Raw genomic sequence first — 14,725 nt, 5'->3', positions numbered from 1 at the left:
CGTCTAGTCCACTTCAGGGGTATCGGTTGTCGAAAGGGCCGGCCGCGTGGCCAGCGCCTCGAAAATGTCGGCGTCGCTCTGCTCGCACTGCTTCACCCGCTCGGAGCGGGCAGTCCCGATGCCGCGCGTGACCCAGCAGCGGTCGAAGACCGAGCAGTAGCAGACCTCCAGGCTGAGCTCGGCCCATTCGGCCGCCGTACTGTTCAGCCGGTCGTCGGAAATGTCCTCGCGCGTCCAGAGAAGCTCGATCGGTGCAACCTCGGCGCCCGGCGCAATGGCCCGGCCCGTCAGGCCGCTCCAGGAGAGGTCGTAGTTTTCCGGCAAGCGGTCGACATAGGGCTGCAGGCTGTCGACAGGCGCACCATCCTTGAGCATCTGTACCCGCTCGATCAGCGCCGGGCCAACCCCGCTATTGCTAAGCCGGACGCCCATGGAGGCATGGTCGGCGGTCGTCGAGACGAAGCCGTCGATCTGCACCACAGGGAAGACGGCGCCATGCTGCTGGGCGCGCATGACGCGGCCCTGGTCCCAGGCGACAAAAAGGGCAATCACGCTGGTCAGAACAGCGCAGATCGCAATCAGCATTTCTGCCTTGTTGCCCGTGCCCATGGCCCTCAGTCGCCTCCTAGCTCAACCCGCCAGCAACGCTGGGCGAAAGCCATGGCCGGAAGCCATAATGGCGCGTCCAGCCGGCATCGGCCTCGAAATAGGGGCGCAGGTCCGGCATGCCGTATTTCAGCATGGCCAGACGGTCGATACCCATGCCGAAGGCGAAGCCCTGATACTCGTCCGGGTCGATGGTGCAATTGCGCAGCACGTTCGGGTGCACCATGCCGGAGCCGAGGATTTCCATCCAGCTGTCGCCGGCGCCGATCTCGATCGACTCGCCGCGCTTGGTGTACTTCACATCCATTTCCGCCGACGGCTCGGTGAAGGGGAAGAAGTGCGGGCGGAAGCGCGCCTCGACGGTCGGGACTTCGAAGAACTCCCGCACGAAGTCGATCAGGCAGCCCTTGAGATGGCCCATATGGATGTTCTTCTCGATCACCAGCCCCTCGACCTGGTGGAACATTGGCGTGTGGGTCGCGTCCCAGTCATTGCGGTAGACCCGGCCTGGCACAAGGATGCGGATCGGCGGCTTCTGGGCCTCCATCACACGCACCTGCACGGGGCTGGTATGGGTGCGCAGCACCTTGGGCGCCGCGCCCTGTTGCGAATTGAAGAAGAAGGTGTCGTGGGTCTCGCGCGCCGGGTGGCCTTCGGGGAAGTTCAGCGCGGTGAAATTGTGCCAGTCATCCTCGATGTCGGGGCCTTCCGCGACGGTGAAGCCCATATCGCCGAAGATGGCGGCAACCTCCTCGAAGACCTGCATGACCGGATGCAAACGGCCTTCCGGAACGGCCCGGGGCGGCAGCGTCATGTCGATGCGCTCGGTCTCGAGGCGCTTTTCGAGCTCGGCTTCTTCCAGCTCGGCCTTGCGGGCCTCGACGGCTTCCTGGACGCGGTTGCGCAGACCGTTGAGCTTCGGGCCCATCTCCTGGCGCTCTTCCGGGCTCATGCCGCCCAGCGTCTTCATCAGGCCGGAGATGCGGCCCTTCTTGCCCAGCTCGGCGACGCGGACAGCATCGAGCGCGGCCAGATCCTCTGCCGCTGCGACAGCGCCGAGCGCCTCTTTCTCGATGGTTTCGATCTCTGACATCTCTCAGCTCCGATCCGGCGGGGGGTTGCCCGCCACTTCCTTATCAAGCCATTTCGCCATGACCAGCCGTGGTGTTTCGCCATAGCCCGTCTGCTCGTAAAATTCTTGTATTTCGCTGTTGGATGGGCGGACCATGAGCTGGATTTTCCGCACGCCGCGCGCATCAGCCCAGGCTTCGACCTCGGTGAGAAGGCGCCGGGCAATGCCCCGTTTGCGAAGGGCTGGCGAAACAGCGAGGTAATAGATCCAGCCGCGGTGGCCATCATCGCCGGCCATCACGGCTCCCACGATCTTGCCGGCCTGCTCGGCGACAAGAATGGTGGAGACCTGTGAGGTGAGCGCGCGCTCGAAATCGGCCATGGGCGGATTGTAGTCTGCGACGAGGCCGCAGGCTTGCCAGAGCGCAACAACAGCCGGCCCATCGGCCAGCAGGGCGGGCCGAAGGACGAGCTGATCAGTCATTGGTTAGCTTACGCCAGCGCGCCCTTGGCTTTTTCCACCAGGGCGCCAAACGCTTCCGGCTCGTGCACGGCGAGATCGGCCATGACCTTGCGGTCGACCTCAATGCCGGCCTTGGACAGGCCGTTGATGAAGCGCGAATAGGTCAGCGAGTCATCATGCTGGCGCACGGCAGCATTGATGCGCTGGATCCAGAGCGAGCGGAAGGTCCGCTTCTTCTGCTTGCGGCCGATATAGGCGTTGGTGCCGGCCTTCCAGACAGCGGCGTTTGCCGTGCGGAAGGTATTCTTGCGGCGGCCATAATAGCCTTTGGCGGCCTTGAGGATTTTCTTGTGGCGGGCGTGTGCCGGCACTTTGGCTCTTGAACGGGGCATCTAGGCCTCCTGCTGAAATGTGTTCGGTTCGAGTTCTGTTGAGATGGCTCCCGGCTCATTCCCCCGGATCGGGTCCGGGGCCGGCCGGGTAACGGGCTTAAAGCCCGTAGGGCAGGTACTTCTTGACGCGGTATTCGTCGGCCTTCGCCACCGGCTTGGTGCCGCGGTTCTGGCGGATATACTTGGCGTTGTGGCTGATCAGGCGGTGGCGCTTGCCGGCCACACCGTGCTTCAGCTTGCCCGTGGACGTGAACTTGAACCGCTTCGCAGCGGCCTTTTTCGTCTTCATCTTCGGCATTTCGATCTCCTGTCGGGGCGGCGAACGCCCGCTGATTTGTCGTTCATGGGCCTGAAGGCATGCCGTTTTCGGCCCGCAGTGCCCGGAAAGATCGCGCTTATGACGCAAGGAAGCGGCAGAATCAAGGTGGCAGGACGCGCGGCGCTGCGATCCGTATCAGCTTTTCGCCGCGCCCCGGTCGCCCTGCTGGCCGTCAGTCTTCTCTTCCACGCCGACCTTGATGTCATGGCCAAGCATGTCCTCGACATAGAGCATCTTCACAAGCACGAAAACCACGACGGCGAGCGGTGTCGCAAACAGCATCCCGACAAAGCCGAGAAGGGCACTGAAGGTAACGACCGAAAACATGGTCAGCACCATGGGCAGCGAGACGACGCGCTGCTGCACGAAAGGGGTGATGACATTCGATTCGAGCTGCTGGACCAGCACATAGACGCCGACAGCCCACAGGGTCGTATCGATCCCGACCGACGAGGCGGCAAGGATGCCGGGAATGGCCGCCACGATGGGCCCGATAATCGGGACGAATTGTGCGACGAAGGCAAAGATGCCGAGCGCAGTCGCCGCCGGCACGCCGACAAGCGTGAGGCCAAGCCATGTCAGGATGCCGACCACGGTCATCGACATGAGCTGCGCGATGAGCCAGCCATTCAGCGCCCGCCCGCTTGCATTCAGCGCGTGACGGAAGCGCGCCTGCTGATTGGCGGGGATGAGCGCGACCAGCCCGTCGCGGTAAAGGGCGGGATTGGCAGAGAGGTACAGGCCGCCCGCGAGCACGACGATCAGGCTGACAGTCCCGCCAAATGCACTGGCGAGAAAAGCCGGTGTCCCGCTGGTCAGGTTCAGGGACCGGTCGTCCAGGGAGATGAAGCCTGAGACCATCCGGCCAAATTCGCTGCTCTGGAGCTCGCCTTGTAACGCATCAATGCGCTCCGGCAGGATGGTCAGGAGCTGATCGGCCTGATGAGCGACCTTGATTGCGAAGAACACCCCAATGCCGATCAGGCTGCCGGCCACCAGAAGGACGGAAATGCCCAGACAGAGCGGCGCGGGCATGGGGGTATGCGCCCGCAGGGGATCCATGATGGCGCGAAGGAGCACCGCCACGATGACGGCTCCGAAGACGAGGACCAGGACACTTGCCAGCTCCACGACCATCATGGCGATCATGATGGCGGCGAGGACAAAAAGCGCCCGTGTGATGAAGATACGGTCTAGTGCCCGGCTCCGGTCGGTCTCAGTGTCATTCATGCATATCCTTCACCCACAGCCCATGACAGAGCCCGGATCAGGGGTGTTGCACGCGCTGGGCAATTCAAACTGCCCCGGCAGGACACCGGGACACGTGTGAAACAGGACGCCTCACGCGGGCTTAGGTTCCGCGCCAGCGGGCTGAAAGGAAAACGCTCTTCAAGGCTGCGCGATTTCCTGCTTTACTCAAGACCCACGCATGGGGAGGACACAGGAGATGCGCTGGCAGCCCGCACTGATACTCACCTGCCTGGCTGCGGTGGCCTGTGGTGGCGAAGAGACGAACAAGACCGATCAACTCGCCGAGGCCTGCTTCATGGACCAGATGGGCACGCGCGAAGACTGCGCCTGCATGGCCAATGAAGCCGAGGCCCGGCTGGATCCGGAGGTCTTCGACATGTTCGTGACCATGGGCACGCTCTCGCCCGGCGACAATGGCGAAGCCACCCGCAGGGCGAAGGAAACAGCGGCCAACATGACGCCCGAGCAGCAACAGCAGATGCTCGACTTCATGAACGCCGCTATCTCGGACTGCGGGATGAAACCGTAAGGCCCGAGGGCCCTGGCGCCTAGCGCGGCGCCATCACCATGGTCATCTGGCGGCCTTCGAGTTTCGGCTCGAGCTCGACCTTGGCAATCTCGTCGAACTCTTCCTTGACCCTCTGGAGCAGCTCCATCCCGAGATGCTGGTGGGCCATTTCGCGACCACGGAAGCGCAGGGTGACCTTCACCTTGTCGCCCTCCTCGAAGAAGCGGGTCATCGACTTGGTTTTCACCTCATAATCGTGAGTGTCGATGTTCGGCCGCATCTTTATTTCTTTCAGTTCGGCCGATTTCTGCTTCTTCTTGGCAGCCGCTTTCTTCTTCTGCTCTTCGTAGCGAAGCTTGCCATAGTCGATGATCTTGCAGACCGGGGTGTCCTGGTTCGGCGACACTTCGACAAGGTCGAGACCGGCCTCCTCGGCCGCTTCAAGCGCCGCCATCAGAGGCATAACGCCTTGTTTCTCACCGTTTTCGTCAATGAGCAGCACCTTGTCTGCCCGGATATCCCTGTTAGTGCGCGGTCCACTGTCGCGTTTGGACGGCGGGGCCGCATGAGGTCTGCGTGCTATGGCTCTTCTCCTTTGGTAGCCTGTAAAAGGTGGCTCAATATGCCGATTTCCGGCGTAATTTTCAAGATTGACCGCCAGCCGTCTCGGCCGGGATCACACTGAGCATCTGTACCGCCTGCCAGACGTCGCGGACACTCAGCTGGTCGAGCGTGTCGGCTTTGCAGACAATAATGTTTGCGCCACGCGGACATGCTCGTTCCGGATCGCTCTCGCTTGTCGCGAAAAGGGCAACGCCCGGACAGCCGGAAAGTGCCGCCATATGCATCGGTCCAGTGTCGTTGCCAACCGCAAAGAGTGCTTTTTCTGCAAGCGTGACGATCTGGAAGAGGTTCGTGCGGGTGACAATGTTGCGCGCGCGCGGCTCGATCCGGGTGATTTGAAGGGCAATTTCCGACTCCGCCTTGCCCCCGATGATGACCGGCGTCACGCCGGCATCGGCGATTTCCTGCGCCAGTCCGCCATACCGCTCGGCCGGCCAGCGCTTGGCTTCGCGGTGGGCCGACGCACCCGGGATGAACAGGGCGTACGGGCCCTTGATCCCGAAATATTCCGGCGTCAGGGACGGCTTGCTGCCCTGGGCCCGGCGGACGAAAGACATGTCCGCGATCGGCGGCCAGTCGAGCGTCAGCGCCTTCGGATCAAGGCCGGCGACTTCCAGCTGCTCGGCGAGGCGGTCAATCGAATGCATCTCGCCGCGCTTCGGATTGTCATGGAAGAAAGCCGCGCCCTCGGCATGGCCCGACCAGAGCGGCGGGGTCGAGAAAGGCAGGTTCAGCGCCTTGAAGTAATTCGCCGTGCGCCCGGAAGTCTGCAGGTCGTAGATGATGTCATAGCGGGCCGCCTTGATACGTTTCAGCAGCTCACGCGTGGCCTTCACGCCCTTCGGCCGGCCATCGGTCTCGACATGCTGGAAATAGCCGGTGGCCTTGGCGAGCTCCTGAAAAGGCGGCGTGGTCAGCAGGGTGAGCACAGCCTTGGGGTGCTGCTCGCGGATCGCGCGCATGGCACCGAGCGCTAGGACGAAATCGCCCAGCGCACTCAGCTTTATGACGAGAACGCGCTTTGCCGCCTCGCCCGGATTGCTTGCCACACCCAAATCGAACCTTACCTGTCGTCCCGCGTCTCCAGGAGGCGCTTATAGACCCCAAGTGTGGCAGCTTGAAGCCCCCGTTTGGAGAAGCGCTCACCGACATGCTGGCGGCCCGCCTCGCCCATGCCGGCCCGGCCTTCGGGGCCGAGCTGCAGGATGGCGCGGATCGAGGCGGCCAGGTCGGCAGCGCTGCCCGGTTCGGCGCGTGACCCGGTGGCCCCCTCGATGACGATTTCCTTCTGCCCGCCATGATCGGCGACAATCACCGGCTTGCCCATGGCGGAGGCTTCCGCCGCCACCCGTCCGAACGCTTCCGGCCGCGTCGAGGGCGCCAGCACGATGTCGGCAGCCTTGTAGGCAGCGGCCATATCCTCGCAATGGCCGACAATCCGCACCGATCCGCCCAAGCCTGTCTCGACGATGCGGTCTTCCAGGGCAGCGACGTAGTTCGCCCGCCCCTGCGCATCGCCGGCGAGCACCAGCAGCAGCTTGACCCGTTCGGCACCGGAGAGGCTGGCCAGCGCATTGATCGCCACCTTCTGGCCTTTCCATTCCGTCAGCCGGCCGGGCAGCAACAGGACGAGACGTTTCTCGTCGGCGCCGATCTCCCAGCTCTCACGGACGGCGCGGACGCGTTCGTCACTCACAACGGCCGGGTCGAAGACCTCGAAATCGACCCCGCGCGGAATGGTGATCAGCCGCTCGCGCTCGATGCCGTGAACACTGCGTACATGCGCGGCGGTCCATTCGGAATTGGCGATGACGAGGTCGCCGCGCGCCATGATCGAGTTGTAGACCTTTTTCAGCCCCGACACGCCAGAATAGGCGCCATGATAGGTCGTCACGAACGGAATGCCGGTCTTCTTAGCGGCCCAGTAGGCGCTCCATGCTGGCGCGCGCGAGCGGGCATGGATCAGGTCGATGGATTTTGCCTGGATGAGCTTGGCGAGCTTGCCGGCATTGCTGCGGACCCGGAACGGATTCTTGGAGCTGAGCGCCATGTCCACATTCAGCCCGCCAGCGGTCTTCAGTTCCTCGACCAGACGCCCGCCTTCGCTTGCTACCAGCGGCCAGCCGCCAGCTTCCCGGATCGCCTCGGCCATTTCGACGGTTGTGCGTTCGGCCCCACCGGCAGACAGCTCCGGGATGACCTGAAGAATGGTCTTTCCGCGAAGGTCGGGGAATTCGATTGCACTCATGCGCGCCTTTTCAAGGTACTTCAAAGCTACCGCCACAGGCCACTCCAGCTAGCACGCCCCCCGGCGCTGCATTCGCGTCTAACCGTATCCGTGCCATCCGCAAAGCGCCTTGCTTGACTTCGCCTGCAAGCCGTTGGAGGCCATGGTATCATGACAACACTTCATCTTGATTGCACTAATGGCAGACGCCTCGCCTATCGCCAGTCCGACGGGCGATCCGGGCTTACCTTCGTGTGGCTGTCGGGCTTCAAGTCCGACATGACGGGCACCAAGGTCATGGAGCTGGAAGCCTGGGCCGAAGCTGAAGGCCACGGCTTTTTTGCCTTTGACTATTCCGGCCATGGCGAATCGGCCGGCGCCTTCGAAAACGGCACAATCACCACCTGGCGTGAGGACGCGCTTCAGGCCATAGAACAGTGCACGCGCGGGCCGCTCGTTTTGGTCGGCTCCAGCATGGGCGGCTGGATGGCACTGCTTTCCATGCTGGCGCTGAAGGATCGGGTGGATGGCCTTGTCCTGATTGCCCCGGCGCCGGATTTTACCGACAAGCTGATGTGGCCGGAATTCGACGAAAGCGCGCGCGCCGACATCATGGAGAAAGGCGTCTTCATGCGCCCGTCGGAATATGGTGACCCCTACCCCATTACCCGCGCACTGATCGAGGATGGGCGCCAGTGGAACCTGCTCGACAAGCCTATCCCCTTCGAGGGGCCTGTGCGCATCCTGCAGGGCCGGGAAGATCCGGATGTGCCATGGGAACATGCCTTCCGCCTGGTCGAGGCGATGACGGCCGAAGACCTTGTCTTCCATCTCATCAAGGATGGCGATCACCGCCTCTCGCGGCCCCAGGACATCAAGAGATTGAAGGCGACGTGCGCCGAAATCGCGGATATAGTGTCCGCAAACGGGTAAGCGGGACGCAACGCCAATGAAACCGATCCTCTGCGCGCTGGCCATGACGGCCTTAAGCGTCACGATGGTAGCCCATGCGGACGAGGCCGCGCCGGTCGAGATCAAGTCACTCGCCCCCGGCACAGCTCCTGCCGCGGCGACCATCGAGGATCTGGCCTGGCTTGAAGGCCGCTGGACAGGCGGCGGGCTTGGCGGGGTTTCGGAGGAAATCATGTCGGCCCCGTCCGGCGGACAGATCATGGGCATGTTCCGCCAGTCGAAAGCCGACGGCACGCTGCAATTCTACGAGTTCTACCACTTCGCCGAGGAAGACGGCTCGGTGATCCTGCGCATCAAGCATTTCCACCCCGACCTGACAGGCTGGGAGGAGAAGGACGAACGCGAGGCGTTTCCGCTGGTCGCCCTCGGGGAAACGGCCGCCTATTTCGACGGGCTGACCTTCGCGCTGGTGGCCCCGGGCGAGTTGCGCGCAGCCGTCCGGATCAGCGATCAGGGCCGCGCGGATTTCAGCTATTCGAAGGCCGACTAGGCTTTAATTCGGGCGCTGCTGGTCTTCGCCCGTCATGCCGTCCCAGAACTTCTTCACCCGGCCGAGGAAGCCCTCGCTCTCCGGGTTGCAGTCGGCGCCCGAGCATTCGCAGAATTCGCGCAGCAGCTCTTTCTGGCGGTGCGACAGGTTGCGCGGGGTCTCGACGATCATCTCGACATAGAGGTCACCGGCATGACCGGCGCCGCGCAAGCTCGGCATGCCCTTGCCGCGCAGACGCAGCTTGCGGCCGGTCTGGGCGCCTTCCGGAACGGTGACCTTGGCACGTCCGCCATCGATTGTCGGGATCTCGATCTCGCCGCCAAGCGCTGCGGTGACCATCGGTACCGGCGCCGGACAGTAAAGGTTCGGCCCATCGCGCTCGAAGATATCGTGTTCGGCCACATCGACGAAGATGTAGAGGTCGCCCTTCGGCCCGCCACGCAGGCCCGGCTCGCCCTCGCCCGACAGGCGGATGCGCATGCCGCTTTCGACACCGGCCGGAATCTTGACCTGCAGCGCGCGGTCCTCGCGCACCTGGCCGGCGCCATGGCAGGCCTTGCAGGGGTTGGGGATTACCTTGCCACGACCGGAGCAGCGCGCACAGGCGCGCTCCATGGTGAAGAAGCCCTGTGTGGCACGCACACGGCCCGCGCCGGAACAGGTCGGGCAGGTTTCCGGGCTGGTACCCGGCTCGGCACCCGATCCCTCGCATACGCTGCATTCGACAGCCGCAGGAAGAACGATCTCGGTATCCTTGCCGGTGAAGGCATCTTCGAGGGAGATTTCAAGATCATAGCGCAGATCATTCCCGCGCGCCGGGCCATTGCGGCGGCGTCCGCCGCCAAAACCGCCGGCACCGCCGAAGACCTGGCTGAAAATATTCTCGAAAATGTCGCCCGGATCCATGTTCCCGAACGGATTGCCACCGTCCGGGCCACCGCCGCCGCCTTCAAAGGCCGCATGACCGAACCGGTCATAGGCCGCCTTCTTTTCGGGGTCCGACAGGATGGCATAGGCCTCGCCAACTTCCTTGAACTTGGCTTCGGCTTCCTCGTCACCTGGGTTCTGGTCGGGATGGTACTTCAGGGCGAGCTTGCGATAAGCGCTCTTCAGCGCCTTGGCGTCGGCGTCCTTCGCGACGCCAAGAATCTCATAGTAGTCCCGTTTGCTCATGGCAGTGGTAAAAGTCCGCTGTTTGGCAGTTAGCAGGAAAGCTGGGGAGCGCCGCCCCTGGTTGCAAGGGCGGCACTACAGGCAGTGTGCGTCTTATCCGGCCTTTGCAACCGGGCTTTCGCCCAGAATCATGCCGGCCACTTCCTTCGGGACGATCAGCAGCGTCTCGCTGAGCGTCTGCTCCCAGTTCTCGAGCAGCTTCTTCGCCCGCTTCGACCCGGTGCGTTCGGCATGCATTTCCAGCATCAGCTGGAAGCGTCCGATATGCTCTTCCGGCATGTCGGCCAGCGTGTACCAGTCGATGGAGTCCGGATTCGCGACACGGGCGAACCTCTCGTCCGGGTCCCAGATCCAGGCGACACCGCCGGTCATGCCGGCGCCGAAATTGTCGCCCACAGGCCCCAGAATGGCGACGCGGCCGCCGGTCATGTACTCACAGCCATTCGCGCCGCACCCCTCAACCACGGCTTCGGCGCCGGAGTTGCGAACCCCGAAGCGCACGCCGGCCTGCCCGGCGGCGTAGAGCCGGCCGGACGTGGCACCATACAGGCAGGTATTGCCGATGATCGTGTTGTCGGATTCGTCAAGCTGGGAACCGCGGCGCGGCCGCAGCTGGATCGTCGCGCCCGACAGGCCCTTGCCGACATAGTCATTGGCGTCGCCATAGACTTCGAGCAGCAGGCCCTGAACGGAGAAGGCGCCGAGCGACTGCCCGGCACTGCCCGTCAGGCGCACCCGCAGGCGGCCTTCCGGCAGGGCCTTCTCGCCGAACTTGCGCACGATGGAGGAACTGCAGCGCGCGCCGATGGAGCGCTGGACGTTCTGGACGTCATATTCCAGCTGCATCTTCTCGCCGCGCATGAAGAAGGGCTCGCCGTCGCGCAGGATCTGCGCATCCAGCGTGTCCCAGACTTCGGTGCGGTGGCCCGGACGATAGACGACCGGTGTGGCGGTCTCGACCTTCACCAGAAGCGGGTTGAGGTCGAGGTCGTCGAGGTGGGACGCCCCACGGCTGACCTGGGCCAGCAGGTCGGTGCGCCCGATGGCTTCATCCAGCGAGGAGAGCCCCAGGCTCGCCAGGATGCGGCGGACATCCTCGGCCAGGAAGGACATGAGGTTCACGACCTTCTCCGGCGTGCCGGTGAATTTCTCGCGCAGCGCCTCGTCCTGCACGCAGACGCCGACCGGGCAGGTATTGGAGTGGCACTGACGCACCATGATGCAGCCCATCGCCACGAGCGAGGCGGTACCGACGCCATATTCCTCGGCGCCGAGCATCGCCGCGATCACCATGTCCCGGCCCGTCCGCAGGCCGCCATCGGTGCGCAGCGTGACCTTGTCGCGCAGATTGTTGAGCGAGAGCACCTGGTGGGCTTCGGCGAGCCCCATCTCCCAGGGAAGGCCGGCATATTTGATCGAGGTTTGCGGGCTGGCACCCGTACCGCCAACGCCGCCGGCGATCAGGATGACATCGGCCTTGGCCTTCGCCACACCGGCTGCGACCGTGCCGACACCCGACTGGGCGACAAGCTTCACACAGACGCGCACTTCCGGATTGATCTGCTTCAGGTCGTATATGAGCTGTGCCAGATCCTCGATGGAATAGATATCGTGGTGCGGCGGCGGCGAAATCAGCGTCACGCCGGGCGTGGCATGCCGGTTCTTGGCGATCAGTTCGGTCACCTTGAAGCCGGGCAGCTGGCCGCCCTCGCCGGGCTTTGCGCCTTGGGCGATCTTGATCTCGATCTCGCGGCACTCATTGAGATATTCAGCCGTCACGCCGAAACGGCCGGACGCGACCTGCTTGACGGCGGAGTTCATATTGTCGCCATTCGGCAGCGGGCGGTAGCGTTCGCGGATTTCGCCGCCCTCGCCTGAGACAGACTTCGCGCCGATCCGGTTCATCGCCACGTTCAACGTGCCGTGTGCCTCGGGGCTCAGCGCGCCGAGCGACATACCGGGGGTCACGAAGCGCTTGCGGATTTCGTTGACCGACTGGACCTGCTCCAGCGGGATCGCCGTCTGCTTGTGGGTCTTGAAGTCGATCAGGTCGCGCAGCTGGATCGGATGACGGTTGGACAGCGCTTCGACATATTTCTCGTAGAGCGCATAGTCGCCACGGTCGCAGGCCGCCTGCAGCATGTGGATGAGGTTGCCATCCAGCGCATGCGGTTCGCCGGAAGCGCGCAGACGGTAGAACCCGCCGACCGGCAGCGAGATGACATCCTCATCGAAACCGGCTTCGTGGCGGTCGACCACATTGTCCTCAAGGCCCGCCAGGCCGATGCCGGAGATGCGGCTGGTCATGCCCGGGAAATAGTCCGCCACCAGGGCGCGCGAGAGGCCAAGCGCCTCGAAATTATAGCCGCCGCGATAGGAGGAGATCACCGAGATGCCCATCTTGGACATGATCTTCAGCAGGCCGGCCTCGATCGCCTTCTTGTAGTTCTGGACAGAGGCCGCCAGCGGCTCGTCGCCGAGCAGGCCGCGCGCGTGACGGTCGGCGATGACTTCCTGGGCAAGATAGGCGTTCACGCAGGTCGCCCCGCAGCCGACCAGCACGGCAAAGTAGTGCGTGTCGAGGCATTCCGCCGACCGCACAGTCAGCGAGCAGAAGGTGCGAAGCCCCTGGCTGACCAGGTGGGAGTGCACCGCCCCGGTGGCGAGAATCATCGGGATGGCGACATTGTCGATATCCTGATGCTCGTCGGTGAGAACGATGTGTTCCCGGCCCGCGCGCACAGCTTCTTCGGCTTCGGCCTGGATGCGCGAAAGGGCATTCTTCAGTGCGGCGCCGTCCCCCATGACGTCAGCAAGCTTGAAGGTACAATCGACATGCTCGACGCCGTCGCCGAGCGTATCCATCAGGCGGCGGTACATGCCCGTCGACAGGAAGGGGCTCTCCAGCACGAAGACGTTCTGCTGGGTCTCGTCGGTCGTCAGGATATTGCCGAGATTCTTGAACCGCGTCTTGAGCGACATCACCCGGTCTTCCCGCAGCGGATCGACCGGCGGGTTGGTCACCTGGCTGAAATTCTGGCGGAAGAAATGCGACAGCGGGCGGGCCTCGGAGGATAGCACGGCAAGCGGACTGTCATCGCCCATCGAGCCGATGGCTTCCTTGCCGGTCTCGGCCATGGGCGCGAGGATCAGCTCGGAGGTCTCCAGCGAGAAGCCGGCCACCATCTGGCGACGCATCAGCATCTCCTTGTCATAGAGACGCGGCTCCTCGCCCTGGATGATGTCCTCTTCCAGCTCCTTCACATTCTTCAGCCACTTGTCATACGGATGCTCGGCGGCGAGCTCGTCGATGATCTCGTCATGCTCGTAGAAGCGGCCCTCTTCGAGATTGGCCGCGATCATGCCGCCAGCACGGACATGGCCGCGGCGCACGACTTCATGCCCAGACAGCGGACACATGCCGGTCTCGGAGCCGACGGCCAGAATACCATCGGCCGTCAGCGCATAGCGCAGCGGGCGCAGGCCGTTGCGGTCCAGCCCGGCAATCGCCCAGCGCCCGTCATAGGCACAGATCGCGGCCGGTCCGTCCCACGGCTCCATGACCGAGTTGCAGTAGGCGTAAAGCGCGGCGTGATTATCGGGAATGATGGACGCGCGCTTCGACCAGGCTTCCGGAATAAGCAGCGCCTTGGTCATCGGCGCGGTGCGACCGGCCTTGCAGAGGATTTCGAAGACAGCGTCCAGGGCGCCGGAGTCCGACTGGCCCTTCGGCACGACCGGCTTCACGTCTTCCACGTCGTCGCCGAACGCGCCGGAGACCATCTTGATCTCGTGGCTCTTCATCCAGTTGAGGTTGCCGCGCAGCGTGTTGATCTCGCCATTATGGGCGAGCATGCGGAACGGCTGGGCCAGCTCCCAGCGCGGGAAAGTGTTGGTCGAATAGCGCTGGTGATAGATCGCGATCGGCGAGACGAAGCGCTCATCCTTCAGGTCGAGGAAGAAATTGTCGATGTCCTGGGCGAGGAACATGCCCTTGTAGATCAGCGACTTGTGGCTGAGCGAGCAGATATAGAAGCCCGGAATGCCGGCTTCGCGCGCCTTGCGCTCGATGCGGCGGCGGCAAAGGTAAAGCGAGCGCTCAAGCTCGTCCGGTGTGCGCTCCCGCGAGTCGCGGAACATGACCTGCTCGATCTCGGGGCGCGTATCGGCCGCCTTCTGGCCAATCACCGAAATGTCGACCGGCGGCTGGCGCCAGCCATAGATATAGAAACCGAAGTGCAGGATCTCGGTCTCGACGATGGCACGGGCGGCTTCCTGCGCGGCGAGATCGGTGCGCGGCAGGAATATCTGGCCGACGCAGATCGGGTCCTCGGTCGGGTTGTGCCCGGTGCGCTCGGCCTGCTCGCGGAAGAAGTCCTGCGGGACCTCGATGCGGATGCCGGCACCGTCACCGGTTTTGCCGTCGGCATCGACGGCCCCCCGGTGCCAGACATTCTTCAGCGCCTTGATGCCCATTTCGACGATTTCACGCTTCGGCTTGCCGTCGAGCGAAGCGACGAGACCGACGCCGCAGGCATCCTTCTCGTGTTCCGGGTCATAGGCGTGCGCCTCGATCAGCTTCTGGCGCTCAATGAGATATTTGTCGATCGTATCGGTCATGGTTCTGGT

General features: G+C 63.6%; 14 protein-coding genes. 3 read left to right on the top strand and 11 right to left on the bottom strand.

Annotated features, from left to right (window positions below; translation table 11 throughout):
• Positions 1-3: 3 nt before the first annotated feature.
• From B8784_RS08685 to B8784_RS08660, 6 genes are all read right to left on the bottom strand, one after another.
• Positions 4-609, bottom strand: a complete 606-nt coding sequence (locus B8784_RS08685; protein WP_084397470.1) for a hypothetical protein — start codon at positions 607-609, stop codon at positions 4-6.
• A gap of 16 nt (positions 610-625) precedes the next feature.
• On the bottom strand, positions 626-1,699 hold the full coding sequence (pheS, locus tag B8784_RS08680) for a phenylalanine--tRNA ligase subunit alpha (RefSeq protein WP_084397468.1): 1,074 nt from the start codon (positions 1,697-1,699) through the stop codon (positions 626-628).
• A 3-nt stretch (positions 1,700-1,702) separates the two neighbouring features.
• Complete coding sequence (locus B8784_RS08675; RefSeq protein WP_084397466.1) at positions 1,703-2,161, bottom strand: GNAT family acetyltransferase; 459 nt, start codon at positions 2,159-2,161, stop codon at positions 1,703-1,705.
• 8 nt (positions 2,162-2,169) lie between these two features.
• Positions 2,170-2,532 carry a 50S ribosomal protein L20 gene (rplT, locus tag B8784_RS08670; protein WP_084397464.1) on the bottom strand — a complete coding sequence of 121 codons (363 nt, stop codon included), beginning with the start codon at positions 2,530-2,532 and terminating at the stop codon, positions 2,170-2,172.
• A 97-nt stretch (positions 2,533-2,629) separates the two neighbouring features.
• Positions 2,630-2,830: a 50S ribosomal protein L35 gene (rpmI, locus tag B8784_RS08665; RefSeq protein ID WP_084397462.1), complete on the bottom strand. Its 201-nt coding sequence runs from the start codon at positions 2,828-2,830 to the stop codon at positions 2,630-2,632.
• A gap of 156 nt (positions 2,831-2,986) precedes the next feature.
• Positions 2,987-4,081: an AI-2E family transporter gene (locus B8784_RS08660; RefSeq protein ID WP_084397460.1), complete on the bottom strand. Its 1,095-nt coding sequence runs from the start codon at positions 4,079-4,081 to the stop codon at positions 2,987-2,989.
• A gap of 199 nt (positions 4,082-4,280) precedes the next feature.
• Here B8784_RS08660 and B8784_RS08655 point away from each other — a divergent pair, with 199 nt between their 5' ends.
• A complete protein-coding gene (locus B8784_RS08655; RefSeq protein ID WP_158085637.1) occupies positions 4,281-4,631 on the top strand; it encodes a hypothetical protein in 351 nt (116 codons plus the stop codon).
• 19 nt (positions 4,632-4,650) lie between these two features.
• Here B8784_RS08655 and infC read toward each other — a convergent pair whose 3' ends face one another.
• From infC to B8784_RS08640, 3 genes are all read right to left on the bottom strand, one after another.
• The gene (infC, locus tag B8784_RS08650; RefSeq protein WP_084397456.1) at positions 4,651-5,193 is read right to left on the bottom strand and encodes a translation initiation factor IF-3; all 543 of its coding nucleotides are present in this window, start codon (positions 5,191-5,193) and stop codon (positions 4,651-4,653) included.
• A 61-nt stretch (positions 5,194-5,254) separates the two neighbouring features.
• Positions 5,255-6,283, bottom strand: a complete 1,029-nt coding sequence (locus tag B8784_RS08645; RefSeq protein WP_233356034.1) for a glycosyltransferase family 9 protein — start codon at positions 6,281-6,283, stop codon at positions 5,255-5,257.
• Between the two features lie 14 nt (positions 6,284-6,297).
• The gene (locus tag B8784_RS08640; protein WP_084397452.1) at positions 6,298-7,482 is read right to left on the bottom strand and encodes a glycosyltransferase family 4 protein; all 1,185 of its coding nucleotides are present in this window, start codon (positions 7,480-7,482) and stop codon (positions 6,298-6,300) included.
• Positions 7,483-7,632: 150 nt separating this feature from the next.
• Between B8784_RS08640 and B8784_RS08635 the strand changes: the two genes are divergently transcribed.
• Positions 7,633-8,394: an alpha/beta hydrolase gene (locus tag B8784_RS08635; RefSeq protein WP_084397450.1), complete on the top strand. Its 762-nt coding sequence runs from the start codon at positions 7,633-7,635 to the stop codon at positions 8,392-8,394.
• A gap of 16 nt (positions 8,395-8,410) precedes the next feature.
• Positions 8,411-8,923 carry a DUF6265 family protein gene (locus B8784_RS08630; RefSeq protein WP_084397448.1) on the top strand — a complete coding sequence of 171 codons (513 nt, stop codon included), beginning with the start codon at positions 8,411-8,413 and terminating at the stop codon, positions 8,921-8,923.
• Positions 8,924-8,926: 3 nt separating this feature from the next.
• Here the strand turns inward: B8784_RS08630 and dnaJ are convergent, their stop codons facing one another.
• Both dnaJ and gltB read right to left on the bottom strand, forming a co-directional pair.
• Positions 8,927-10,096 carry a molecular chaperone DnaJ gene (gene dnaJ / locus B8784_RS08625; protein WP_084397446.1) on the bottom strand — a complete coding sequence of 390 codons (1,170 nt, stop codon included), beginning with the start codon at positions 10,094-10,096 and terminating at the stop codon, positions 8,927-8,929.
• 93 nt (positions 10,097-10,189) lie between these two features.
• On the bottom strand, positions 10,190-14,716 hold the full coding sequence (gene gltB / locus B8784_RS08620; RefSeq protein WP_084397444.1) for a glutamate synthase large subunit: 4,527 nt from the start codon (positions 14,714-14,716) through the stop codon (positions 10,190-10,192).
• Positions 14,717-14,725 lie beyond the last annotated feature (9 nt).

Source organism: Henriciella aquimarina (assembly GCF_002088975.1).
Lineage (GTDB): Bacteria > Pseudomonadota > Alphaproteobacteria > Caulobacterales > Hyphomonadaceae > Henriciella > Henriciella aquimarina.
This window is presented reverse-complemented; position numbering and strand designations above follow the sequence as displayed.

What these genes read in the sequence shown, in the direction of transcription:
- B8784_RS08685 (WP_084397470.1), bottom strand. Translation starts at nt 609, where the DNA reads ATGGGCACGGGCAACAAGGCAGAAATGCTGATTGCGATCTGCGCTGTT.
- pheS (WP_084397468.1), bottom strand. Translation starts at nt 1,699, where the DNA reads ATGTCAGAGATCGAAACCATCGAGAAAGAGGCGCTCGGCGCTGTCGCA.
- B8784_RS08675 (WP_084397466.1), bottom strand. Translation starts at nt 2,161, where the DNA reads ATGACTGATCAGCTCGTCCTTCGGCCCGCCCTGCTGGCCGATGGGCCG.
- rplT (WP_084397464.1), bottom strand. Translation starts at nt 2,532, where the DNA reads ATGCCCCGTTCAAGAGCCAAAGTGCCGGCACACGCCCGCCACAAGAAA.
- rpmI (WP_084397462.1), bottom strand. Translation starts at nt 2,830, where the DNA reads ATGCCGAAGATGAAGACGAAAAAGGCCGCTGCGAAGCGGTTCAAGTTC.
- B8784_RS08660 (WP_084397460.1), bottom strand. Translation starts at nt 4,081, where the DNA reads ATGAATGACACTGAGACCGACCGGAGCCGGGCACTAGACCGTATCTTC.
- B8784_RS08655 (WP_158085637.1), top strand. Translation starts at nt 4,281, where the DNA reads ATGGGGAGGACACAGGAGATGCGCTGGCAGCCCGCACTGATACTCACC.
- B8784_RS08640 (WP_084397452.1), bottom strand. Translation starts at nt 7,482, where the DNA reads ATGAGTGCAATCGAATTCCCCGACCTTCGCGGAAAGACCATTCTTCAG.
- B8784_RS08635 (WP_084397450.1), top strand. Translation starts at nt 7,633, where the DNA reads ATGACAACACTTCATCTTGATTGCACTAATGGCAGACGCCTCGCCTAT.
- B8784_RS08630 (WP_084397448.1), top strand. Translation starts at nt 8,411, where the DNA reads ATGAAACCGATCCTCTGCGCGCTGGCCATGACGGCCTTAAGCGTCACG.
- dnaJ (WP_084397446.1), bottom strand. Translation starts at nt 10,096, where the DNA reads ATGAGCAAACGGGACTACTATGAGATTCTTGGCGTCGCGAAGGACGCC.
- gltB (WP_084397444.1), bottom strand. Translation starts at nt 14,716, where the DNA reads ATGACCGATACGATCGACAAATATCTCATTGAGCGCCAGAAGCTGATC.